The following is a 23,127-nucleotide window of genomic DNA, read 5'->3' on the forward strand; positions in this document are numbered from 1 at the left end:
CATGTCGAAAAGGCTTCGATCTGGCGGACACATCGTTTCGGCGGGCCGTTTTGGTCCGTGGTATACAGGCAGTCTTCATCCGGCCTAAAACGCCGCCTTCAAGCAACCTTCTTAGCGAGGCAAGAGTGTTCCAGCACGTTGATGTCTATCCCGGCGATCCGATCCTGACCCTGAACGAGAGCTTTGCGGGCGATCCGCGGCCGAACAAGGTCAATCTCAGCATTGGAGTGTTTCTGGACGATGCGCGCCGCCTTCCCATCATGGGTGCGGTGCTGGAGGCGGAGACCGCGATTCTCAAGCAGATCGGCACGCGTCCCTACCTGCCGATGGAGGGCGCTCCGAGCTACCGCAAGGCGGCGCAAAGTCTGCTGTTCGGCGACGATAGCATGGCGGTCGGTGAAAAGCGCATCGCCACCGTGCAGACCATCGGCGGCTCGGGCGCGCTCAAGGTCGGCGCGGATTTCCTGAAGGCGTATTTCCCCGATGCGCAGGTCTGGATCTGCGATCCGAGCTGGGACAATCACCGCAGCATTTTCTCCGGGGCCGGATTCAAGGTGCATGCCTATCCGTACTACAGCCCGGTAACCCAGGGCGTCGACTTCGAGGCGATGAAGGCGGCATTGCAGAAAGTGCCGCAAGGCGACATCGTCCTGCTGCATGCCTGCTGCCACAATCCCACCGGGGCCGACCTGACGGAGCAGCAATGGCGCGAACTGGTCCCGGTATTCCGCGAGCGCCGCCTGCTGCCTTTCTTCGATATCGCTTATCAGGGTTTCGGAGAGGGCATCGAGCAGGACGCCTTCGCAATCCGCCACTTCACTTCCGAAGGGCTGGTATCCATGGTGGCCAGTTCCTTCTCCAAGAACTTTTCCCTCTATGGCGAACGCTGCGGCTCGCTCAACGTGGTCTGCCCCGACAGCGCCCAGGCCGAAAACGTCCTCGGCCAGCTGAAGTCCGCGGTGCGCCGCAATTACTCCAGCCCGCCCACGCACGGTGCGCGCATCGTCGCCATGGTGCTGGAAGACATGCGCGGACGGTGGGAAGACGAACTCACCGCGATGCGCAGCCGCATCCTGGCGATGCGCTCCGGTTTGTACGATGCGCTGCATGCATCGCGTCCGGATCGCAATTTCGATTATCTGCTCAAGCAGAAAGGCATGTTCAGTTATACCGGCCTGTCGCAGGAACAGGTGCGCCGCCTGCGCGAGGAATATGGCGTGTACCTGATCGGATCGGGCCGCATGTGCATGGCCGCATTGACCCAGGATACGATCGCGCCGGTTGCGGAAGCGATCGTGAAGGTACTGGACTGAGAAGGCGAGGCAGGCAAGACAAACGGAGCAGGGTGCATGCGCCCTGCAAGTTAACACAGTATTGACAGCAGGAGATCCTATGGAAAAATTTGATGCCGCAGCCCGCGCCGCCGCGCTCGCCGCGTTACCCGAATGGAAGCACGATGCCGGGCGCGACGCGATCAGTCGGGAATTCGCGTTTGCGGATTTCGGCGAAGCCTTCGCCTTCATGACGCAGATCGCGATCGTCGCCGAAAAGCGCAATCACCATCCGGAATGGTTCAACGTCTACAACAAGGTGGCCATCACGCTGACCACGCATGACGCAAACGGCCTCACGCAGCGCGACGCCGACCTCGCGGCGTATGCCGATGCGGCCTTTGCCCGCTTCGCCGCAGATTGATCCAAGAAGAATGAAAGGAACCAGGCATGACTACCAGTAACCGCACCGTGATGATCACCGGCGCCGGCGGCAATCTCGGCCGCGCGGTGGCTGACGCATTTGCAGCGCAGGGCGCCAATCTCGTGCTGCTCGATCTCGATCGCGCCACGCTGGAGCAGATCTACGGCGCCAATCATCCGCAACGCCTGCTGGTACCGGCGAATCTGCTCGACAAGAACGAGTTGGGCGCTGCGGTGAAGGCCGCGGAGGAACGCTTCACGCGCATCGACGTGCTGTGCAATGTCGCCGGCGGGTTCCGCATGGGTTCTGCTGTGCATGAAACGTCGGACCAGGACTGGGACTTCCTGCTTAACCTCAATGCCCGCAGCGTACTCAATACCGCGCACGCGGTGGTTCCGCTGATGCTCAAGGCCGGCGGCGGCAAGATCGTCAATGTGGCCGCCAATTCTGCGCAGCGTGGCCTGGCCCAGATGAGCGCGTACTGCGCCAGCAAGGATGTAGTGATCCGACTGACGGAATCGATGGCGGCGGAGCTGCGCGATAACAATATCAATGTCAATTGCGTGATGCCGAGCATCATCGACACGCCTGAAAACCGGGCGGCAATGCCGGATGCGGATGCCTCGCGCTGGGTAGCCCCGGACGCGCTGGCCGAAGTCATTGTTTTCCTTGCCTCCGATGCGGCGCGCGCGGTGCATGGCGCGGCGCTGCCGGTCGTGGGAAGAAGCTGAGCCGGGTGATCCCACGCCGGCAGAGCGGGATGAGTAATCCTTCCCGGTATCCCGGACCTCGGCCTTCGGAAATCAGGCATCAAAAATCCGCCATCAGGGTTGAGGAGCGATGAAAACGCGGCCTTCTTCGGGGTAGACGGGAACCAATACCGTTCCATCGGGAAGAACGATCTCCGCCGGCATGCCGTCCGGCAGCGTCATGCCGCCATTGCGGGCCTGCTCGATGATTCGCTGCATTTCATCGTAATGCATGTCAGGCACATCCTCGGGAATGCGTTCCGTCGGCGGCGGAGCCGAAGGTGCGGGTGGAGCGGCCGGCCTGGGTCTTGATGGCCGGGCGGGCACCTCGTCCTTGGGCTTTTCCCGGTCGAACCAGGCAGACACTTTTGTCCACAATGCGGTGAGGAACGGTTCCGGCGCGGTCGGGAAGCGGGTGCTATTGTCGATCAGGCGCGCATGCACGGCCTGGCGGAAGGTGTCTCCAACCACCGGCAGCGCGGTCTGCGCTCCTTGGCCCCAATAGCTGCTGCGCATGGCCACGCGTGCGTCGTTGAAACCGACCCAGGAACCCGCCACCAGGCGCGGATGCATCAGGATGAACCAGCCGTCGGTATTGTTCTGGGTGGTGCCTGTCTTGCCGGCGACGTCGGCATGAAGTCCGTACTGGCTGCGGATGGCGCGGCCAGTACCCCGCGTGATGACGCCGCGCAGCATGTCGGTCAGGTCCTCCGCGGTCCGTGCCGACATCGCTCGCTCGGGCTCGCTGGTGAAGGTCTCCAGCAGCTTGCCGTCCTTGTCGAGGATGCGGCTCACCAGGATAGGCTTGCGCATTTCCCCGCCGCTGGCGATCGTGCCATAGGCGGTTGCCATTTCGAGCAGGGACACCGGGCTGGTGCCGAGGGAGAGCGCTGGAACCTCGTCAAGCGTGCTCTGGCTGACACCCAGCCGGCGCGCAAACGCCGCCACTTTCGCCGGACCCACTTCCTGCATCACCTGCGCGGTGATCGTGTTCTTCGAATAGGCCAGCCCTTCGTGCAGGGTCATTTCCCGGCCGCTGATGCCCGAAGCATTGCCTGGACGCCAGATGCTGCCGTTCTTCAGTTCGATTTCCACCTCGCGGTCAACGAAACGTCGGGACGGTGTCATCCCTTTCTCGAGCGCCGCGCCGTAGACGAAGGGTTTGAAGGTCGAGCCCGGCTGGCGTTTCGCCTGGGCGACATGGTCGAACTGATCGACCGCATGGTCGCGGCTGCCGACCCAGGCCTTAACATGCCCGGTGCCCGGGTCTAGCGCGACGAAGCCGGTTTCGAGCCGGGTTTTCTCGGCGCGCAAGGCGTTCAGGAAGACCGCATCCTTCTTCAGCTGCGCCAGCGCCTGTTCCGGCGCGGTACCGGCTGCCAGAAGGCTGCGATAGGCCGAGGATTCGCGAACGAAGGAATCGACCAGCGCACCCTGGGTACGCCACCAGTGAGCCCAGGGCTGGACATGACGCCGCATGCCGCGGTAGGTGGCCGCATTGGTGGAGATCAATGCCGGCGAAGAGAGTCCCCATTCGACATCGGCCACTGCCTGCAGGGCATCCATGTGCCGCTCGATGGCCTGGCTGGCGAAGGCCTGCAGGCGAGAATCGACAGTCGAAATCACGACCAGCCCGTCGGAATACAGGTTGTAGTCATTGCGGTCCGCCCAGTCCACCAACCACTTGCGTACATGGGCTGCCAGATGCGGTGCCCGTCCGACAGGCTCCGGCTGGCGTTCAAAATCCAGCCGCAGCGGCCGGTTTTTCAGATTGTCGAATTCTGTCCTGGAGAGCGCGCCGCGCTTGAGCATCTGCGACAGCACGACATTGCGGCGCTTGACCGCTCGTTCGCCGTTGAGCACCGGATTGTAGTAGCTGGTTCCCTTGAGCATGCCGATCAGCGTGGCGCTTTCCAGCACGTTGAGCTTCGCCGCCGGCTTGTCGAAGTAGGTGCGCGCGCCCATTTCGATGCCGAAGGCGTTGTACAGGAAAGGCATCGTGTTGAGATAGGTGAGCAGGATCTCGTCCTTCGAGTAGGCGTACTCGATCTTGAGGGCCGTGATCAGTTCCTTCAGCTTGCGGGTGATGGTGCGCCTGCGGCCGATTTCTTCCGGATACAGGTTGCGCGCCAGCTGCTGCGTCAGTGTCGAGCCGCCTTCCGGATCGCCCTGAAGGGTGCGCAGGATACCCGCTGCGGTTCGCTTGAGATCGACGCCGTGGTGCTCGTAGAATCGGTGGTCTTCGGTAGCGATCAAGGCCTTGATCACATGCGGGGAAATTTCGTCCAGCTCCACCCATTTACGGTTCAGCCGCTTGAACACGGCCAGTTCCTTGCCGTCTTCCGACATCAGCACGCTCGGCGACTCGGTCTTGGCCTTGCGCAGATCGGCGATGCTGGGGGTGAAGGGAATGAGCAGGATCGCATAGATGAACAGCGTCGCCAGCCCGAGAAGCGCGCTCGCCGCCAGTGCCTTGACTAGCGCCGCAGCCCGGACGGACCAGGTTTGACCGTTGTCGGCGACATTCTTGAAATAGCCGATGTACCGGTGATACAGGCGCGTCAGGCGTACGCGAAGCAGGCTTTCCTGCGGCTTGATGTCTGCTTCCAAAATGACTTCCCAATACGTTCCAGGACGTGATTATACGAAGTCATTCCTGCCTGAAACAGATGAAATCGGGACAAGGATGATTAACAACACTCTCCAGTACCCGGTTTTGCTGTCTAAGCTGCAATTCCGGCCGGCCCGGCCGACAGCACCAGGGACGCCATGCCCTCCGCGATTTCCCGCTCACCCATGATGGTGTGGGTAGCGCCGTGTTTTTCGAGATGGAGCATTTCCGCGCTTGAATGGGCGCGGGCGACGACCTCGACCTGAGGATTGAGTTTGCGCGCATGTTCGATGATCTGCCCGGCTTCCAGTACCTGGGGAATGGCGAGCAGCAGCCAGCGGGCATCCGCCGCATGTGCCGCCTCCAGCATGCCGGGCGCGGCGGCATTGCCGTAAAGGGCTGGAATACCGTCGGCCCGCAGCGCTTTGACGACGTCAGGGTGGTCTTCGATGACAACGAAGGGGCGTTGCTGCTCGGTCAGCGCGGCCGCAATCAGATGTCCGACCCGACCGAAACCGACCAGAACGACATGGTCCCGCAGCGGCGGCCAGGGATTGTCTTCCATGCCGGCCGGAGATGGAAGGCTGCCGCTAGCGACACCCTCTAGCCGTTTGAGCCGGGGCGCCAGGCGATCCAGCACGCCGAACAGCAGCGGATTGAGAAGAATGGATAGAATTGCCCCGGCCAGAATGAGGTCGCGTCCAGTGTTGGACAACAATTCCAGCGACATGCCGAGCGTGGCCAGGATGAATGAAAACTCGCCGATCTGCGCGAGGCTGACGGAAATGGTCAGCGCGGTGCGCCACGGGTGTCCGAAAAAGCGCACGATGGCGGCGGCGGCCACAGATTTGCCGACCACGATCACGAATACGGTGGCGAGGACCAGCAACGGCTCGCGAATCAGGATGGAAGGGTCGAACAGCATGCCGACCGAGACGAAGAACAGGACGGCGAACGCATCCCGCAGCGGCAGGGATTCCTCGGCGGCGCGGTGACTGAGCTCGGATTCGCTCAGGATCATGCCGGCGAAGAAGGCGCCGAGCGCGAATGACACGCCGAAGCCATAGGCCGCGCCGAGTGCGAAGCCGAGCGCAATGGCCAGTACGCCCAGGCGAAACAGCTCCCGGTTGCCGGTGCTGGCTATCCGTTCCAGCACCCATGGAATCAGGCGGCGACCGACGATGAGCATGACCGCGACGAAGGCGGCAACCTTGCCAAGCGTCAGCGCCAGCGTCAATAGCAGCTGCTGCGTGGTGAGTGCTTCGCCCTTGCCGCCGAGCAGGCCGCTCAATGCGGGGATCAGCACCAGGGCCAGCACCATCGCGATATCCTCGACAATCAGCCAGCCTATCGCGATCTGGCCGCGCTTGGTTTCAACCAGGCGGCGTTCCTGCAACGCGGTCAGCAATACCACGGTGCTGGCCACCGACAAGGCCAGGCCGAAGATCAGGCCTTCGCCGATCGGCCAGCCGATGACCCATGCCAGCCCGATGCCCATGATGGTAGCGAGCGTGATCTGGCCGATGGCACCGGGAATCGCAATATTTTTCACCGCCAGCAGGTCGTCCAGGGAAAAATGCAGGCCCACGCCGAACATGAGCAGGATCACGCCAATTTCCGCCAGCTCTGCCGCAAGATCCATATCGCCGACGAAACCGGGCGTAAACGGCCCGATAGCGATACCGGCCACCAGGTAGCCTACCAGCGGCGGCAAGCGTAGTCGATTCGCAAGCGCGCCAAAAATGAAAGCGAGCACGATGCCGGCGACGATGGTGGAAATAAGCGGGGTGTGATGGGGCATGGAACAGCCGTTTCCTTTCAATTGTGTATGGCATTGCGCGGCCTTGGGGATTGCATGCAGGGCAGGCAGGGCGAACGGCCGCGGGTGGTCATTGAACCATGGGTAAGCAGCCCGGCTTATTCTAATGGCAAATGCCTGTCGGTACGCGGCAACGGCGCGCATGCCGCCCTGCCGGTAAGGCAGGGCGGTATCCCGGTTCTCAGCAGATATCGAGACTCAGGAATTTGAAGGGGAGGGTGCGGCGGACGATGTATTCCCGGCCGGTTCGGAGGATTCGGCGGGGACGGCTTGCTGAGGAGACGGTACCGGGTAGGCAACGTCGAAGGCCTCGTCAAACGTCTTGTACGTCATGCCGTTCGCGGTGAACCCGCCCTGCGACTCGGGACGGGCTTCGAGTTGAGCCTTCATGCGCAAGTGACGTTCAGCCGCCGGTTGCAGCAGGCGGACTATGTTTTCCAATTCGGCAATACGCTGAATTTGCGATTCGAGTTGCGCCACGGAGCGTGCCGCTTCGGCCTGGCTGCGATTCGCCTGTTCAGTGAGCTCCGCGTTGCGGGTGCGCAGTTCAGCGATGGTTTGCGCCGCTTTTGCGACCAGTGCCACCAGATCATCGAGCGCAGCGCCGTGGTTGATGGCTTGCTGTTGTGTTTCTTCCATTCTTCTATCCAATTTGTTACTGCATGGAACGTTTAGGCGCAAGGGCTGCAGTTCGGTTCCTCTACAACCATTTGACCTCGCACTTCCATTACGGTTTGCGATTATTGCAGGTTCCTGCAGACGGAGCGATTTCCCGCGCCTGATACTTGCATCAAAACCGCATATTTTGACAGGAAGACAAGCATTTTTCTAATCGTTGTTACCAGCGCCGGCCAGGTGTGTGGCGGTCGGGCGGAAGCGCAGGCCGGGGATGACGGAACGGAAGTCATGGTTCCTTCCTTAAAAGGAATTGATTGAGCCGTGACTCGCGGTCCTTAACATCCGCGCAATAAAGTTTTAATGAATATGAAAATAGCTTCAAGTTCATAGGCTGAACATCACTACGGTACCTAAGACAAAAGGCTACATCAATTAAACCGATTTTAATATCTCGGCTTTACATAAATTTAAGATGAATAATGTGTCGCTTTAATCACAATCAATCAGGTATTGATTTAAAGCCAATCGCACCGTTCATTGAAATCACATTCTTGTACCTCTTCAACGGATAACAAGGAGCGGAACATGAAGAAGAGGTCTGTAGAGCCTGTATTTGCAAAGCCCGTAAGCGCGGCGCTGGCGGCAGTGATAGCGGCTTTCCTCATGACCGCCGCGATGCTCCTGCCCGCGCGGGCGCAGGAATGTCGATGGGACGGCACCTCGCCTTTCTGCGGCGGCGCATGCGGTCCCAATGAAACCGAATTGACGCGACTGGGTGGAATCCCGGACTTCTGGGTGCCTCCCTTCGTCAACCAGAATCCGCCCTTCGGCGCGAACTGCCTGACGGGTACCAAGGCGTTGTGCTGCAAGACGCGCGGACGCAGTTGCCGCTGGGACGGAACCGCGCCGTTCTGCGACGGCGAATGCCGGCAGGGCGAGACGGCATCGACGCCTCCCGCGGGTTCCTCCAGCGGCAGTGCCTGCTGGACCGGGTCCAAGGTCTATTGCTGCAGCAGCACCGGCAGCACCGGGCAGGGCCTCACGGAACGGAACTGCTCGTATGGCCCCGGCACCTGCGTGCAAGGCTTTGTCTGGAGAGAGGCGGCATCGGGAGACCGTGTTTGCGTCACGCCGGAGACGCGCGATCAGACGCGCAGCGACAATGCGCAGGCAGCGCAGCGCCGCAGCCCGGCCGGCGGCGCCCATGGCCCGGATACCTGCGTGCCGGGATTCGTCTGGCGCGAAGCCTTTCCCGGAGACCACGTGTGCGTGACGCCGCAAATGCGTGAACAGGCTTCGCAGGATAACCGCTGGGCAGCAGTCCGCAATGCGTGTCCATGAAGCGCCTGGAAACGTCGGAAGGCAGGGACGCGGTTCGCGAACCGGATGAACCATGGCCACCGGGCCGCCTCTAACTGTTTATCTTCTATACATCAAGTCACAGGACCCGCCATGAAAATGAAACCCGTGAATGCATTCTTCGCAAGCGTCTTCGTACTGGCATCAGCGGCAGCCGGACCGGCAGTCGCGGCCGACACGTCGGCTGCGGCATCCGGCAGCAAGAGCAAGCAGTCTCAGTCTCAGTCGTCAGCCCAGAAAAAATCCTCGCAGCAATCCCATGACGCACATGAGAAGACCACCATGGACAAGGCGCGGCCCGCGACTTCGGGAAGCGGCAGTGCCGGCGGCGAAACCGGCGGGCCGGCGGCCACCGGCGGGCATACCGGCACCACGACCAACAAGTCGAACAGCCCGGGCAAGTGACGCGCCGGGCTGGCCGGAAGAAGCCTTGACCGGTCCCGATCAGCCTTGGTCGGGATTCAGGTGCAATGCCAGTTGCGACGCGCACAGTTCCACCGCAGCATTGGCTTCGTCAATGACCCTGCCCATGGTGATGAAGCCGTGAATCTGCCGCTCGAAGCAAATATGCGTTGCACGGCTGCCGGCTCCGCTGAGCCGCTGCGAATACATCAATCCTTCATCGCGCAGCGGATCATAGCCGGCCGTCAGCACCAGGGCCGGGGGCAGGCGCCCGAGGTCCGGATGCAGCAGCGGCGATGCGCGCCAGTCAAGGTCGTGCGCGGCATCGTCGATGTAATGATCATGGAAGTAGTTGATCGTGTCGCGCGTCAGCAGATAGCCCTGACCGTTGGTGGTATGCGAGGGGGCCGTGCGCCGCATGTCGGTCGCCGGATAGATCAGAAGCTGGAACGCGATCGGCAAGTCGCCCGCGTCGCGCGCCGCGATGGCGACCACGGCTGCGAGATTGCCGCCCGCGCTGTCGCCACCGACGGCAAGTCTAGCCGCATCGATGCCAAGTGCCTGTGCCTGCCGCCGCACCCAGTAGGTCGCCGCAATGCTGTCATCGACGGCCGCGGGAAAGCGATGCTCGGGTCCGAGCCGGTAGTCCACCGACACCACCGCGCAACGCGACGCATTGGCGAGATGGCGGCAAAGCGAGTCGTGGGTATCGCGGTCGCCGATCACCCAGCCTCCGCCGTGGAAGTACACCAGGACGGGCAATGGTCGCTGACCAGACTTTAGCGGGAAGTACATTCGCAGCGGTATCGGACCATTCGGTCCTTCTGCCTGGAGCTCGCGCACTTCCCCGACCTCGGCGGGATCGGGCTGGGTAAAGAAACGCCGCTCGAGATAAAACCTGCGGGCATCCTCGACGCTGAGAGTGTGCGTTGGCGGTACGCCCCGCTGTTCGATCAAATCAAGCAATGCCTTGGCCTGCGGATGCAGCATGTCGTCTCCTTGTCTTTTCGTTTGAACGGGTTTGTCCTGGGCGGATTCATGCATGCGCGGGATCATTCGCCATGAGCCGCGCCGCGATCTGATGTGGATATAACTTGTCGAGTATCTGCAGGGTCATGTTCGCGAGCACGCCGGCAAATGTGTCGGCAAGTGCGCTTCCCGCCTGTGCCTGCATGTCCTGCGAACGGGCCGAGCGCCAGGTGTCGGTCAGCGCTCTTTCATTGCCTGCCACCGCGGCTTCGACTTCGCTGGCCCAGAAGACTGGCGCCTCGTCCTCGGTGAAGTTGCCGCGCCCGCGGCCGAAATGGGCGACGGCCAGATAGCGCAGCAGGGCCCCGGCCGCGAGCGTGCGCATGAAGTCGTCGGAAAACTGCACCTTGGGTTCGTTGCGGTCGGTCGTGGCATTGAAGGTCCAGGCGGCGCCGGTGAAGGTCAGCGCGCCGACCAGTGCACCGACCAGCGCTCCCGCGCCGAAGGTCAGGCCGCCGGCCATGATGTCGGCTGACACGCCGGTGGTGGCACCCGAAATCAGGGCGCCGAGCAATCCCGCCTGCCGGGTGTCGACCGGTGCGCGCACGATCACGTTCTTGCCGACGCGCTCGTTGATGGCCGATGCCGCGCCTGCGTCGAGCCGATGCAGCTTCAACAGTTCAATGGTGGCGTCATGGGTGCTGTCGTTCAGGCGCTTCATCAATGCGTTCATCGCCTTGTTGACGCGCACGTTTTCGCGCTGCTTGCCCATGCCTATCATCTTGAGCAGCGAGCCGAAGGTGGCGTTTCCCGACATGTCGACGGCTTCGCTGTCGCGCGCCGCCGCAAGCAGCTGACCGGCGACTACCTTCATTGCCGCTTGCAGGCGGGCCTGGTTATCGTTTTCCCATGCCTGCAGCAGATGCCGGTATGCATCCTTGCGTTCGTCGGGAACCAGGTCGCCGACGGCTTCGTAGAACACCCGCTCATGCACCCAGCAGCGCGCGAAGGCATCGAGCGCCAGCACCTTGCGCACCACTGGATATTCGGCGAGGTAGTCCTTCCATCGTTTCTGCTCGACCTCTTCCTCGGCGAACGGGCGCGGGCGTCCCATCTGGTTCAGGAGAACGATCACCGGCTTGTTCAGCCATTGCAGGATCTTCATTTCCGGCGCGAGATAGCCGGTGTCGCGCGGATTCTCGGAGGAGTTCACGAGGTAGAGCACGATGTCGGCCTCGTCGCGGGCCGTGCGCATCGCCTGCTGGCTCAGCCAGAAAGGCCGGTCGCGGTATCGGTCGATGATCTCGCGCAGGAACCAGCCGATCGGGTTGTCCGCTATGCTCAGGCGCTTGAGCAGGCGCACCGAGTCGCCGAAGCCAGGCGTGTCCCAGAGCCGGAGTTCTTCGCCGGTCGGCGCGGCAAGCAGGGTGTGCGCTTCGGACAGCGCGGTGACATGCGGCGCGTCGCGCACCTCGCCGATGTCGATTCCGACCAGCGTTCTTGCGAGCGTGGTCTTGCCGGCATTGGTATGCGAAATGAGGGCAAGCTGGATGCGGGGGGAAGCGTCGTTCATTGGGCTCTGTCTAGAGTTGCAAGGGTGGCGAGTCCGCGCTCGATGTCGACCGCGCGCGACTGCGGGTTGAGAAGATTGACGACAATGGCTGGTACCTTGTGCATTTCGCAGAACTGCAGCCAAAGCGCGGCGCGCTCCCGGAGTCTTTGCTCCCCGCCAGCCTGGCCGCCGATCCGTTCCAGGTAGGAAGATTCATCGATCAGGGCCAGGAAGGGCGCGGCACCGGTGGCACCCTTGGCACCCGTACCGCCCGGACGTCCGCGCGCGAGTTCCGCGAGGAATGCACCGTGGTTTTCCTTCTCGGGCGTCGCGTTCATGTTGAATAGCGCGGCGGTAAGGGCAATGTCCTTGTCGGCGGCCGCGTCCTGCGGCAGGTCCCCGTAGGCAGTGGACGGCCTCAGCATCACGCGGCTCTGTTCGCCGATCAGCATCTGCGCCACGGCTGCAAGATTGCGGTCGCGGGTTTCGTCGACGGTGAAGCTGTAGGGAAAGATGCGCAGGATCGAGGCATCGCTGCGGCCGAGGTGTGCGGTCAGCTTGCGGAAATAGGGCTGGCCGATGTCGATGGGAAAGCGGCGCGCCAGTCTTTTCGCCTTCCATCCGGCGGCGAGCGAGAGCAGCGTCCGCGGCAGCACGACGAACAGCAGCAGGGTCGCGGCATACAGGTGAACCCAGCGCGCGCCGCCTGCGGCCGATGCGACCTGAGGTGTCTGCAGGGCCTGAACGTCGGACAGCGTGAATCCTTCGATGCCGAACAGCATTGTCGCCGGTGCGAACAGGTAGCTCAGGATCGCATGCACCTGCGCCGCGTCGAGAAAAGTGCTTTCCCATCCCGCCCGGTATTCGGTGAGCAGCCCTCGCACATACAGCGACAGGATGGCGCCGACGGCAAGGGCGGCCGCGGCCAGATGCATGGTGCGCTTGAAACGGGCGGCGCTCAGCGGCATGCTCAGCCTGGTCCATTCCTCGCCGAAGCGGGCCAGTGCCGTGCCTAGCGCCTGCGGCAGCTTGCGCGGCATGGTCAGCCGGCCGCCGGCAAAGCGCGTAAGCATGCTGCGCCCGCCCGCCTGCCGCCTGCCTGCCAGCGGCAGGAGCAGCAGTCCAAGATAGACCAGCAAGTTCCATCCCAAGATGAACAATAACGGCGGCGAAAGAAGATCGACGCGGTGAGGATCGGCGACGCGGTCGGCAAGGAATCCCGCCAGCACCGCCGCCAGCGGCAGGACGATGCCGAACAGCCGCCAGCCGCCGGGCAAGCCGGTAAAGCGGGAAAATGCCGGATGGCGGTCGGCGACCTTCTTCAAGACCTGTTCGGCCCGCTTGGACAGGAACAGCTCGGCATGCGCATCCGCGGCAAGTCCGGTTCCCTTGCCCGCCTTGTCGGCCAGCTCCCATTGGCTGAGCTCGTTGGCGCTGCGGCTGGCATACGTCCTATCCTCGTCGGAAAGAATGCGCCGCTCCTGGTCCGCATTCTCGATCGCCGACATCAGCACCACGTCCCGTGCCATCCTCTCGTTCATGTTGTTCCTTCCGCGCCTCTCCAATGCATGCGCATCATGTTGACTTTACTGTTGCAGACAGAAAAATTTAATACTGGTTGCGTCGACCGCATGCAAGCTTGCGCAAAGCCGACGGCGGCTAAGCTCGAATGCGGGAAAACGCGGAAAAACGCCGGTTCGGGTCGCAGGCTGCGATGCCTGTGCGCAATCTTCGGCCATGCATGTTATACCAATGTCAAGTCATGACAGGGTATGGCTTGGAATTCGTATAGGTTTCTGACGGATACTCTTGCCATGCCCAGCCTCGGTACGGCTTTCCTGCGTCTCTTCGTGCACATCGTCGAACAAGGTTCGATCGCATCCGCCGCCCCGGAGAAATGATCCGCAGCCGGGCGGTGCAGCGATGCTTCACATACCCTACAAGGGTACCGGACAGGCGGTTGCCTATATAATCGGCGGCAATGTCGACATGAGCTTCGCCACCGCGTCGCCACTGCTGGCGCATATCAGGGCAGGCAAGATGCGCGCGCTCACGGTGGGCGCGCACTACTAGAGCGGATTACGAATGGGTGGTCGGTCGCCTCGGCCTGCCTTGGGCCCACTTCACCATGGCAGCGTTGTTCGTCGCTTGTGTGGCCCGCCACACGGCGCTCCTCTTGCCTTGCCCTGCATCCCAGGACAAATCGATTCTTCCCTACACCCTCCCGCAATCCGCTCTAAGGATTTCGCGATTGCACCATGACATTTCGATTTTCGAATCCGAAAAGCAGAACGGCCTCCAGGNTGCCTTGCCCTGCATCCCAGGACAAATCGATTCTTCCCTACACCCTCCCGCAATCCGCTCTAAGGATTTCGCGATTGCACCATGACATTTCGATTTTCGAATCCGAAAAGCAGAACGGCCTCCAGGGAGGCCGTTCTGCCGCATCTGCTGCATCTACTGCATATGCCGGGAGCCGGCGGACTCTTCATTCAGCCCGCTCGGCTCATTGGATCCATCAATCCACCTTGGCGCCGGAATCCTTGACGACCTTTGCCCATTTCTTGGTCTCGGCCTGGATATGCGCCTGGAACTGCTCCGGCGTATTGCCGACCGGTTCCGCGCCTTGCGCAATCAGCTTTTCCTTGACCGCGGGCGAGGCCAGCGACTTGCTGATCTCCTGCTGGAGCTTGGACACGATCTCTTTCGGCGTGCCGGCCGGTGCCAGGATGCCGAACCAGGAACTTGCGTCATAGCCGGTCAGCGATCCGCCGGCCGATGCGATCGTCGGCACCTGCGGCAGGGCCGCAGAAGGCTTGCTGCTGGTGACGCCGAGAGCGACCAGCCTGCCGGACTTGATATGACTCATCGCGGACGGCAGGTTGTCGAACATCAGTTCCGCCTGGCCGCCGACCAGGTCGGCGATGGCCGGCGAGGAGCCGCGATAAGGGATATGCACCATGAAGGTCTTGGTCATGGTCTTGAAAAGCTCTCCCGCCAGGTGAATGGACGTGCCATTGCCGGCCGACGCCATGTTCAGCTTGCCAGGATTGGCTTTGGCATGGTCGACGAAGCTCTTTATATCGGTGATCTTGTTCTTCTCGGCAAATGCGGTGTTGAGCACCAGCACGTTCGGCACTGCGGCCACCAGCGTGACGGGCGCGAAATCCTTGATCGGATCGTAGGGCAGCTTCGGGTACAGCGACTGATTGATGCCGTGCGTGCCCACCGTGCCCATCAGCAGCGTATAGCCATCCGGCGCGGCGCGCGACACGATCTGGGTGCCGATGTTGCCGCCCGCGCCTGGACGATTGTCGATGATGACCGACTGGCCGAGGGACTTGGTCAGCTCGGCGCCGACGGCGCGTGCCAGGATGTCGGTGGCGCCGCCGGGTGCGAAGGGCACCACGATGGTGATCGGCTTGGTCGGGTAGTTCTGCGCGTGCGCGGCGGACATGCCGGCGACGGAAAGCAGGCTTGCCGTGCCGGCGGTGGTCAGTGCGGCGCCCAGCAGTTGGCAGAGACGGCGGCGCTTGTTGCTGTTGTTGGTATGCATGCTCATGTTTGCTTCGACTTTCGGTTTCAATTACTGGATGGAGAATGGTTGATTAGACCGGGTTTGTCACGGGTGATTCTTCGTGCACCGCCGAGGCCGGCTTATTTCTTCACCAGCGGGCAGGTCGACGCGGACAGCGGCTGGAAGGCCTTGTCCGCAGGAACGACGGCAACTTGCTTATAGTAGTCCCACGGGTATTTTGACTCGGATTTCTTTTTCACTTCGAACAGATACATGTCATGCACCATGCGTCCATCCTCGCGGATGCGGCCGTTCTTGGCGAAGAAGTCGTTGACGGGCATCTGCTTCATGCGCGCCATTACGTCAGCGGTATTGTCGCTGCCGGCGGCTTGCACTGCCTTGAGGTAATGCATGACCGAGGAGTACAGTCCGGCCTGGCTCATGTTCGGCATCTTCTTTGTCTTTTCGAAAAAGCGGCGCGCCCATTTCCGGGTTTCCTCGTCCCGGTCCCAGTAAAACGCGGTGGTCAGCAGCATGCCTTGCGCCGCGTCGAGGCCCAGGGTATGCACGTCGTTGATGTAGACCAGCAAGCCTGCCAGACGCTGCTTGCCGCCGGCGGTCAGCTGGAATTCATGCGCACCCTTGACGGCATTGATGGTATCGCCGCCGGCATTGGCCAGGCCGACCACTTTCGCGCCCGACGACTGCGCGCGCAGCAGGAAGGAGGAAAAGTCGGAGGCGTTGAGCGGATGCCGCACCGCGCCGAGCACCTTGCCGCCGCTGGCATTGATGACATCGGTCGCATCCTTTTCCAGGGTCGAGCCGAAGGTATAGTCTGCGGTCAGGAAAAACCAGGAGTCGCCGCCATTGCCGACTACCGCGCGCGCGGTGGAATTGGCCAGCGCATAGGTATCGTACGCATAATGCACCGTCACCGGCGTGCAGGCATCATTGGTCAGGCGCACCGAACCGGGGCCGCTGAACACCGCGATGCGGTTTTTCTCCTTGGCGATCGGGGCCACCGCCAGCGCCGGGCCGGACGCCGCGACGTCGAGGATGGCATCCACCTTGTCGCGGTCGAACCATTCGCGCGCCTTGTTGGCGGCGATGTCGGCCTTGTTCTGGTGATCGGCGTAGACCAGCTGCACCGGTTTGCCGTTCACCTTGCCGCCGAAATCGTCGATGGCCATCTGCGCCGCAGCCACGCTGCCGGTGCCGGTGATGTCGGCATACAGGCTGGTCATGTCGAGCAACAAGCCGATGCGCACGGCGTCATCGGAAATGGCATTCTGCTGGGCATGCGCCGATGCCGAGCAAAGCAGGGCGCCTAAGGCGGCGATCAATGTCTTTTGCATGCTTGTCTCCTTGTTGATTCTTGCTGTTTGGCTGCCATGAGAGGCTGGCGGTTGTCTTCTGCTTGTGGCGCTTACACGGTGGCGATCGGCGTCACCGGCGAGCCAACCGCACCGGGCAGGCGCAGCGGCGGCGCGGTCAGCATGAAGCGGCTTCGCTTGTTCGCATGCAGCCAGTCCGCAAGCTCGCGCAGGTACCAGAGTTCGCCGAGAGGAATGCCGAGCTTGAACAGGCAGTGATGATGCAGGGGCAGGATGGATTTGCGGCCCTGCATGTCGGTCGCCGGATACGCTTCCACCGCATAGTTATCGGCGCACAGCGCGGCAATGCCGGAATCGCTGATCCACTCGAGCAGGCGCGCGTCGCGCCCGTTCAGGACGCTGCAGGCATGGTGGAGAACCTTGGGGTCGGGATTGCCGGCCATGCGCAGCACCGCTTCCGCGAAGCCGGTGCGCAGCACCAGGACATCGCCGGCCTCGACCTGGACGTCGTCCATCCGCATGACGGCCTGCAGTTCATCGTAGCCGATCAGCTTGCGTTCGTCGCCGAAATGCCGCGCCAGGTCCAGTAGCACGCCGCGGCCCTGCACGCCGTGAACGGCCATGTTCTCGATGCCGAGCGCTTCCGCATGGGAAAGATGCGGACCGTCGCAGCCGCAGGCGCCTTCCTCTCCATGTAAGCCGTACTCCACCGGCCCCTTGATGTCGTGGCCGGCGCGAAAACCGTTGTAGTAGACGATCTCTTCATTGCCGTCGCCGTTGGCGTCGAAACAAGCGCCGACGTGCGCCAGCGAATCCCATTGCGTCGAGTACTGCAGGGTGATGCGCACCTGGTCGTCGGAAATTACATCGACGCTGTCCTGGTCGACGCGCACCATCGGAAAATTCAACACCGGTTTGCCGTCATCGCGATAGGTCGGTTCCAGACGGGGCGGGTGGCGGCGGGGATTAAGGGCGTTTCCACCTGGCAGGTCCAGCGGGAGGGAAAGGCAGAAGCTGCGTCCCTCGCGGATTTCGGCCGCCCCCTTGAGCACTTGTTCGCGGCCGATGAGATTGATTCTGCCAAGCTGATCGTCGGGGCCGAAGTCGCCCCAGTTGGAACCCGGCGGTCGGTTGTTCCAGCGCATGGTGTTGTCTCCTTGTTCGTATTGTTGTTGACTGCGGCCGCCGGTATGTGCCGGGCATCCGGCACGGCGGAAGTGGCTGTCGCTAAACGCTATCGGAACGAGGAGAGTCAGTCAACATTTTCGAAACAATGTTTTGCTATGCGAAACTATCGAGCGCCGGCTCACCTTCTTCAGGCGCCCGGGTTCCTGACGGTTTCATCAGCCATTCATGCCGGATCCATTGTCTTCAGCGGCCGAAGCCGACAATGCCTCGATGCCCTTCGAGAGACTGGAGACGCTGGGATTTTCGACGAACATGCAGCGCGTACCGGTGCGCTTGCAATGTTCCTTGACCCGCCAGTAGGCATTGTGACTGATGCACCCGGTCTGGCAGATCACCAGATCGGCGGCGGCAAGGCTCGTGTCGAGCTGCTTGATATTGTCCTGCCTCCCGCCGTCGTGATGCGAGAATTGACCGCCCACGTCTTCGATCAGCCGCCGGTAGGCGGCAATGTTGCCCTCCCTGCCGCCGACGCAGAGTACGGTTTTGCGTTCGAGCGCAGCGCGCGCCGCCTCGGCATTTTCCTTGGTCGGCATGCCGGAATCTTGCATGACGATGCGTCTTTCCGCGAATGGCACCGGTGCGGCCGCCTCTGGGAACGGAGTCGGAAGGCCGGCGCCGGACATCCTGAACACGGCATTCTGCCGCTCCAGCAATGCAATTCTTTCCTGCAGGCGCATGTTCTGTTCCCGCAGCTGCAGGCGGTTCGGCAGGTCGGGAAGCGATTGCCGCATTTCGTCCAGTTCAGCTTGCAGGCTGCCGATCATCGTATCCTTGGCAATCGATTCTGCACGGGTACGCATCAGCGCTGTTTCCAGCCATTCCAGCTTTTCCGTCTTTTCCGCCTGCATGCGCCTAGCCTTGTCCTGCGCGCGCTGGAATTCTTCGGCCAGCGCCACGTTTTCCTTTTTCAGCAGGGAAACGCGGTTGCGCGTCTCCCGCATGTCTGCGCCTGCCTGGTGCTGCAGCATATGAATGTCGCGGCACATCTGCTCTTCCAGTGCTGGATTGCAATGGCCATGCGTAAGGCCGGCCCAGAATGCGCCAGCGACATCGCCGGCCTGCAATGCCTCCGACCAATGGCGTCCAAGTTCTTCCGCGGATTTGATGTTCCGGTACTGGCGTACGATCAATGCATGGCGCTGATCGAGTTCGCGCTGGAGCGCATTGGAAATCGGATTGCGGGTAGTGCATGCGGCGACCGCACCGGTATGCGACTCGTAGTCGCCGAGGGCGCTGCGGCCGTCGAGGAAACGGGACAGTATCTTGCGCAACGTTCCCAAGGGCAGGCAGACGCCGACGACCGGGCAGTGGCAATGGGTGCACAGATCCCACAATCGGCGCCGTGCGGAGCCGACGGGCTTGTCAAACGATGGCAAGGTGTTGCGGGAAAGCAGGGGCGATGCTGGTGTATTGCACATAGACGGGCTCCATATCGAAACAATGGCGCGACGGCTGCTGCGGCTGATCGCATGAGATGAGGAACAATTATAAATGAGAATAATTCTCATTTGTATAATAAAGTCAGAGCAAAGTCATGCGTTCGCCATGCGTTTCCTCGCCATGCCGTTCCCCATTCTCTCCGGCTCCAATTCCAGAAACGGCAGCTTCATATACGATTCCGGGCCGAGAATCGATTGACGGCAAGTGCCAAAACGATTCCAATCATCGCTGCCGTGCTTCGGCACCCTAAAGTTCTTTCTATGAAACCCAAGTATCCGTTGCTGCCAAGGATCGCCGGCAGCCTGCTATGCCTGCTCAGCCTGTACGTGCTTACAGGATGGACGTTCGAACAGAGCGACATGATCCGGATCGTGCCGGATAGCCCGGCCATGGCCATCAATACGGCGCTCATGTTCCTCCTTTCCGGCAGCTGCCTGCTGCTGGCGGAAAGTCGCGGACTTCTGCTGCGGCTGTACCGGGCCGCCGCGCTTGCCGTCGTCCTGCTGGCCGCAGCCATCCTCAGCCAGTATGTCTTTGGCATCAGCCTGGGCATCGACCTACCCGCCGTGCACGCCGCGCTCGGCGACGGGCATGAGAGGCCCGGCCGTACCGCCCCAAATGCCTGCATCGGATTCATCATGGCCGGCCTGGTTTTCCTGCGACGCACATTTGTTGCAGGCGCGCTGACCGCCACGGCCCGGCGACGCAAGATGCGGTTTGAAGCGGCCTTCGCCGCCGTGACGACGCTCATCGGCGCCACGGCGCTGCTGGTGTATCTGCTCAACCTGGGAGCGATGTACTACTGGGCTTCCTATAACCGCATGGCAACCATGACAGCCCTTGGCATCATGGTCCTGGGAGGTGGGCTATGGGGTCTGTGCCGCATCGAACAAGCGGCTGAAGCCAGGACGGCCGAAGAGCGTGCGCGGAAGATCACCACCCTGGCCGGCGGTTTGCTCACCGTATTCGCCATTGCCGCAGGCCTGGGCAGCTTTGCGCTCCTGCGCCACGGCTTCGAGGAGTCGGCGCGCGACAACCTCGTGGCCGATACCAACACGACCGGCTTCAGCATCGCCTCCTCGCTGGACCACGTGATGCTGCTGTCCGGTGCAATTGCCAGCCAGCCCGCGTTGAGGCAAAGACTGCTGGCGCTCGAACAGGCTGCGTCGGAACAGTCTGCGTCGGAACAGGCTGCGCAGGGAAAGGCGGGCCTGACCGCCATCGCCACTTTCAGGGCTTTCGGTCAGGGTTACATGGATCTGGGATTCAGCTCGGTGCGCATCTTCGGTGCCGGCAGCGAACCGCTGTTTGCTTCGGGGCCGAGCATCGGCGACGACTCGCCGATTGAAATCCGGCTGGGGCCGAACGGCAGCCTGCTCTGGGACGAGGGCCTTCTGCTGAGACTCCGGCATGACATATTGCATGAAGGCCGCCGCGTCGGACAGGTAGTGACCGAACGCCATCTTCACGGCATTACGGCGCTGATCGTCGAGGCGCAAAACAGCGGACGAACCACCGATGTCGTGCTTTGCGGACGTTCCGAAGCAGGCCTGTCATGCTTTCCCGGCCGCTACGAGCGCGAACCGGTGCATTACCGCATCGGCGCAAGCGCGGAAAACGCGCGAACTCATCCCGCGATGCTTGCACTGGAAGGAAAGACCGGGGTCATTACAATCAAGGATGCGCGCGGCGCTGCGCTGCATGCCGGCCATGTGCCGCTGTCCCGGTATGGGCTTGCGCTCGTCACAAGGAAGGAAGTCAGCGAGCTGTACGCGCCGTTGCGTGAGCGGCTGAACTGGCTGTTCGGCTTGCTTGCCTTATTTATCGCCTCCGGCACCTTCCTGATGCGGCGCTGGGTGCAGCCGCTGGTGAAGCACATATTGTCGGAACAGCGCAGGATGAAAGCCATCCTGGATAACTCGAACGATGCATTCATTGCCGTCGGCCCCGACGGCCGCATCTCGGACTGGAACCTCCAGGCCGAACGCACGCTCGGCTGGAACGCAAACGAGGCCATCGGCAGCGATCTCGCGACGCTGATCATCCCCGAGGAACAGCGCCTGCTTCACGACCGGGGCATCCTGAGTTTTGTTTCCACCGGCACGGGTCAGGTGCTCAACCGCCGCATTGAAATGAACGTGCTCGACAGACAGGGAAGGCTGATCCCGGTGGAAGTCTCGATCGCTCCATTCCGAAGCGGGGAGGAATTCGGAGCCAGCGCTTTCCTGCGCGACCTGAGCGAGCAAAAGGAAGCGGAACGCCGGGCCGCGGAACGCACGCGTGAACTCGAAGCGGCGCAAGCTGCGCTGGTGCAGTCGCAGAAGCTGGAAGCAGTGGGCAAGCTCACCGGCGGCGTTGCCCATGATTTCAACAACGTGCTGCAGGTTATCAAGGGCAGCCTTCAACTGATTGAGAGCGAACCGGGACATGCCGGCAAGGCGGCGCGGCGCATCACGGTTGCCATGAGCGCGGTCGACCGCGGAGCGACCCTGGCTGCACAGCTGCTGGCATTCGCGAGGCGACAGCCCTTGCAGCCGAGGGCGATTCATCCCGGCCGCATATTGTGCGGCATGGAGGAATTGCTGCGGCGGGCGCTGGGCGAAGACATCGATATCGACCTGCAGGCGCCGGAAGAGCTGTGGAATATCCTGGCCGATCCGCACCAGCTGGAGAACGTGATTCTCAACCTGGCCATCAATGCCCGCTATGCGATGAAAGGCGGCGGCAGGCTGACCATCGTCGCGGCCAATGTCGAGCAGGATGCGCGCGATGCGGTGCTCGAACCGGAGCTTCAGGCCGGGCAATACGTCGTGCTCGAAATCCGCGATACAGGCACCGGCATGACGGCGGAAACCAGGGAGCGCGCATTCGAGCCATTCTTCACGACCAAGCCCGAGGGCGAGGGTACGGGATTGGGCCTGAGCATGGCGTATGGCTTCGCCAAGCAGAGCGGAGGACACATCTCGCTTCACAGTGAAGTCGGCCGCGGCACCTCGGTGAAAGTGTATCTGCCGCGTTCGTTCGAGCAGGAAGGCGCCGCGCCGGCCACCGCACCGGACTCCGTCATTGAAGGCGGCACCGAAACCATCCTGGTTGTCGAGGATGACCCGGCGGTACGCGCAACGGTGGTGGACATGCTCGGCGGCCTGGGGTATCGGGTGCTGTTGTCCGGCGACGCATCGTCGGCGCTGGATATCCTCAAGGCGGAACCGTCGATCGCGCTCCTGTTCACCGACGTCGTGATGCCCGGACCGTTGCGCAGCACCGAACTGGCCAGGCAGGCAAGCTTGCTGAATCCCGGCATCAAAGTCCTATTCACTTCGGGCTATACGCAGGACGCAATCGTTCATGGTGGCAGGCTCGATCCCGGCGTGCACCTGCTGAGCAAGCCTTACGGGCGCACTCAACTCGCGCACAAGCTGCGCGAACTGCTGTCGGACGGCCCGGTCCGCACGGCGAAGCCAGCAGGAGGGTTCGCGAGTGCCTCAGTCCTCGATGCAGGCACAGGCCTGCGCATAGCGCTGGCGGAAGACAACGACGATTTTCGCGTGATCGCGATGGAAATGCTGAACATGCTCGGCCACAGGACCATCGGCTTCGGCAGGGGCGAAGACGCGCTCGCGGCGATGCACAACAATACGATCGACGTGCTGCTGGCGGATATCTCCCTGCCCGGCATGAGCGGCATCGAACTTGCAAGGGCGGCTCTGGTGATCCAGCCAGCGTTGCGCGTGGTCTTCATATCCGGCCGCGCGGATTTTCACGTCCGGGATTTCGAGTTCCCATGCGACATGCTGGCCAAGCCGTTCACCATGCAGCAGCTCAGGCAGACGCTCGATACGCTGCAGGCCGCATCCGCAGCGGCGGAGTGAGA

The 23,127-nt window shown here is 62.2% G+C and carries 17 protein-coding genes; 7 read left to right on the forward strand and 10 right to left on the reverse strand.

What is annotated here, in order from left to right; translation table 11 throughout:
* The first annotated feature begins 125 nt into the window (after positions 1-125).
* The 3 genes from RY831_RS17350 (at position 126) to RY831_RS17360 (ending at position 2,426) form a co-directional block, all read left to right on the forward strand.
* Complete coding sequence (locus RY831_RS17350; protein ID WP_326507637.1) at positions 126-1,313, forward strand: amino acid aminotransferase; 1,188 nt, start codon at positions 126-128, stop codon at positions 1,311-1,313.
* Positions 1,314-1,392: 79 nt separating this feature from the next.
* Entirely contained in the window at positions 1,393-1,695 is a 303-nt protein-coding gene (locus RY831_RS17355) for a 4a-hydroxytetrahydrobiopterin dehydratase (RefSeq protein WP_326507638.1), read from the forward strand.
* A gap of 26 nt (positions 1,696-1,721) precedes the next feature.
* On the forward strand, positions 1,722-2,426 hold the full coding sequence (locus tag RY831_RS17360) for an SDR family oxidoreductase (RefSeq protein ID WP_326507639.1): 705 nt from the start codon (positions 1,722-1,724) through the stop codon (positions 2,424-2,426).
* Between the two features lie 93 nt (positions 2,427-2,519).
* Here RY831_RS17360 and RY831_RS17365 read toward each other — a convergent pair whose 3' ends face one another.
* The 3 genes from RY831_RS17365 to RY831_RS17375 form a co-directional block, all read right to left on the reverse strand.
* On the reverse strand, positions 2,520-5,054 hold the full coding sequence (locus tag RY831_RS17365; protein ID WP_437126285.1) for a penicillin-binding protein 1A: 2,535 nt from the start codon (positions 5,052-5,054) through the stop codon (positions 2,520-2,522).
* A gap of 113 nt (positions 5,055-5,167) precedes the next feature.
* On the reverse strand, positions 5,168-6,856 hold the full coding sequence (gene ybaL / locus RY831_RS17370) for a YbaL family putative K(+) efflux transporter (RefSeq protein WP_326507640.1): 1,689 nt from the start codon (positions 6,854-6,856) through the stop codon (positions 5,168-5,170).
* 216 nt (positions 6,857-7,072) lie between these two features.
* The gene (locus RY831_RS17375) at positions 7,073-7,513 is read right to left on the reverse strand and encodes a hypothetical protein (RefSeq protein ID WP_326507641.1); all 441 of its coding nucleotides are present in this window, start codon (positions 7,511-7,513) and stop codon (positions 7,073-7,075) included.
* 564 nt (positions 7,514-8,077) lie between these two features.
* Between RY831_RS17375 and RY831_RS17380 the strand changes: the two genes are divergently transcribed.
* Both RY831_RS17380 and RY831_RS17385 read left to right on the forward strand, forming a co-directional pair.
* Positions 8,078-8,833: a hypothetical protein gene (locus RY831_RS17380; RefSeq protein WP_326507642.1), complete on the forward strand. Its 756-nt coding sequence runs from the start codon at positions 8,078-8,080 to the stop codon at positions 8,831-8,833.
* A gap of 111 nt (positions 8,834-8,944) precedes the next feature.
* A complete protein-coding gene (locus RY831_RS17385) occupies positions 8,945-9,256 on the forward strand; it encodes a hypothetical protein (RefSeq protein WP_326507643.1) in 312 nt (103 codons plus the stop codon).
* Positions 9,257-9,295: 39 nt separating this feature from the next.
* On the opposite strand, the gene lipP1 is transcribed toward RY831_RS17385, so the two are convergent.
* From lipP1 to RY831_RS17400, 3 genes are read right to left on the reverse strand one after another with little or no spacing between them, the layout of a single operon-like run.
* Positions 9,296-10,243, reverse strand: a complete 948-nt coding sequence (gene lipP1 / locus RY831_RS17390; RefSeq protein ID WP_326507644.1) for a LipP1 family hormone-sensitive lipase — start codon at positions 10,241-10,243, stop codon at positions 9,296-9,298.
* Positions 10,244-10,289: 46 nt separating this feature from the next.
* The gene (locus tag RY831_RS17395) at positions 10,290-11,795 is read right to left on the reverse strand and encodes a DUF3482 domain-containing protein (RefSeq protein WP_326507645.1); all 1,506 of its coding nucleotides are present in this window, start codon (positions 11,793-11,795) and stop codon (positions 10,290-10,292) included.
* Positions 11,792-13,315, reverse strand: a complete 1,524-nt coding sequence (locus RY831_RS17400) for a DUF2868 domain-containing protein (protein WP_326507646.1) — start codon at positions 13,313-13,315, stop codon at positions 11,792-11,794. Before RY831_RS17400 ends, RY831_RS17395 begins: the two co-directional genes overlap by 4 nt.
* Positions 13,316-13,697: 382 nt before the next feature.
* Here RY831_RS17400 and RY831_RS17405 point away from each other — a divergent pair, with 382 nt between their 5' ends.
* The gene (locus tag RY831_RS17405; RefSeq protein ID WP_326507647.1) at positions 13,698-13,847 is read left to right on the forward strand and encodes a tripartite tricarboxylate transporter substrate-binding protein; all 150 of its coding nucleotides are present in this window, start codon (positions 13,698-13,700) and stop codon (positions 13,845-13,847) included.
* A gap of 445 nt (positions 13,848-14,292) precedes the next feature.
* On the opposite strand, the gene RY831_RS17410 is transcribed toward RY831_RS17405, so the two are convergent.
* The 4 genes from RY831_RS17410 to RY831_RS17425 form a co-directional block, all read right to left on the reverse strand.
* Positions 14,293-15,330, reverse strand: a complete 1,038-nt coding sequence (locus RY831_RS17410; protein ID WP_437126286.1) for a Bug family tripartite tricarboxylate transporter substrate binding protein — start codon at positions 15,328-15,330, stop codon at positions 14,293-14,295.
* Between the two features lie 101 nt (positions 15,331-15,431).
* Positions 15,432-16,646 (reverse strand): ABC transporter substrate-binding protein, encoded by a 1,215-nt coding sequence (locus RY831_RS17415; protein ID WP_326507648.1) that lies wholly within the window; start codon positions 16,644-16,646, stop codon positions 15,432-15,434.
* A 71-nt stretch (positions 16,647-16,717) separates the two neighbouring features.
* Positions 16,718-17,770, reverse strand: a complete 1,053-nt coding sequence (locus RY831_RS17420) for a cyclase family protein (protein ID WP_326507649.1) — start codon at positions 17,768-17,770, stop codon at positions 16,718-16,720.
* A 198-nt stretch (positions 17,771-17,968) separates the two neighbouring features.
* A complete protein-coding gene (locus tag RY831_RS17425) occupies positions 17,969-19,231 on the reverse strand; it encodes a DUF2325 domain-containing protein (protein WP_326507650.1) in 1,263 nt (420 codons plus the stop codon).
* Between the two features lie 282 nt (positions 19,232-19,513).
* Here RY831_RS17425 and RY831_RS17430 point away from each other — a divergent pair, with 282 nt between their 5' ends.
* Positions 19,514-23,125: a response regulator gene (locus RY831_RS17430; RefSeq protein ID WP_326507651.1), complete on the forward strand. Its 3,612-nt coding sequence runs from the start codon at positions 19,514-19,516 to the stop codon at positions 23,123-23,125.
* Positions 23,126-23,127 lie beyond the last annotated feature (2 nt).

Source organism: Noviherbaspirillum album (assembly GCF_035916955.1).
GTDB classification, from domain to species: domain Bacteria; phylum Pseudomonadota; class Gammaproteobacteria; order Burkholderiales; family Burkholderiaceae_D; genus Noviherbaspirillum; species Noviherbaspirillum album.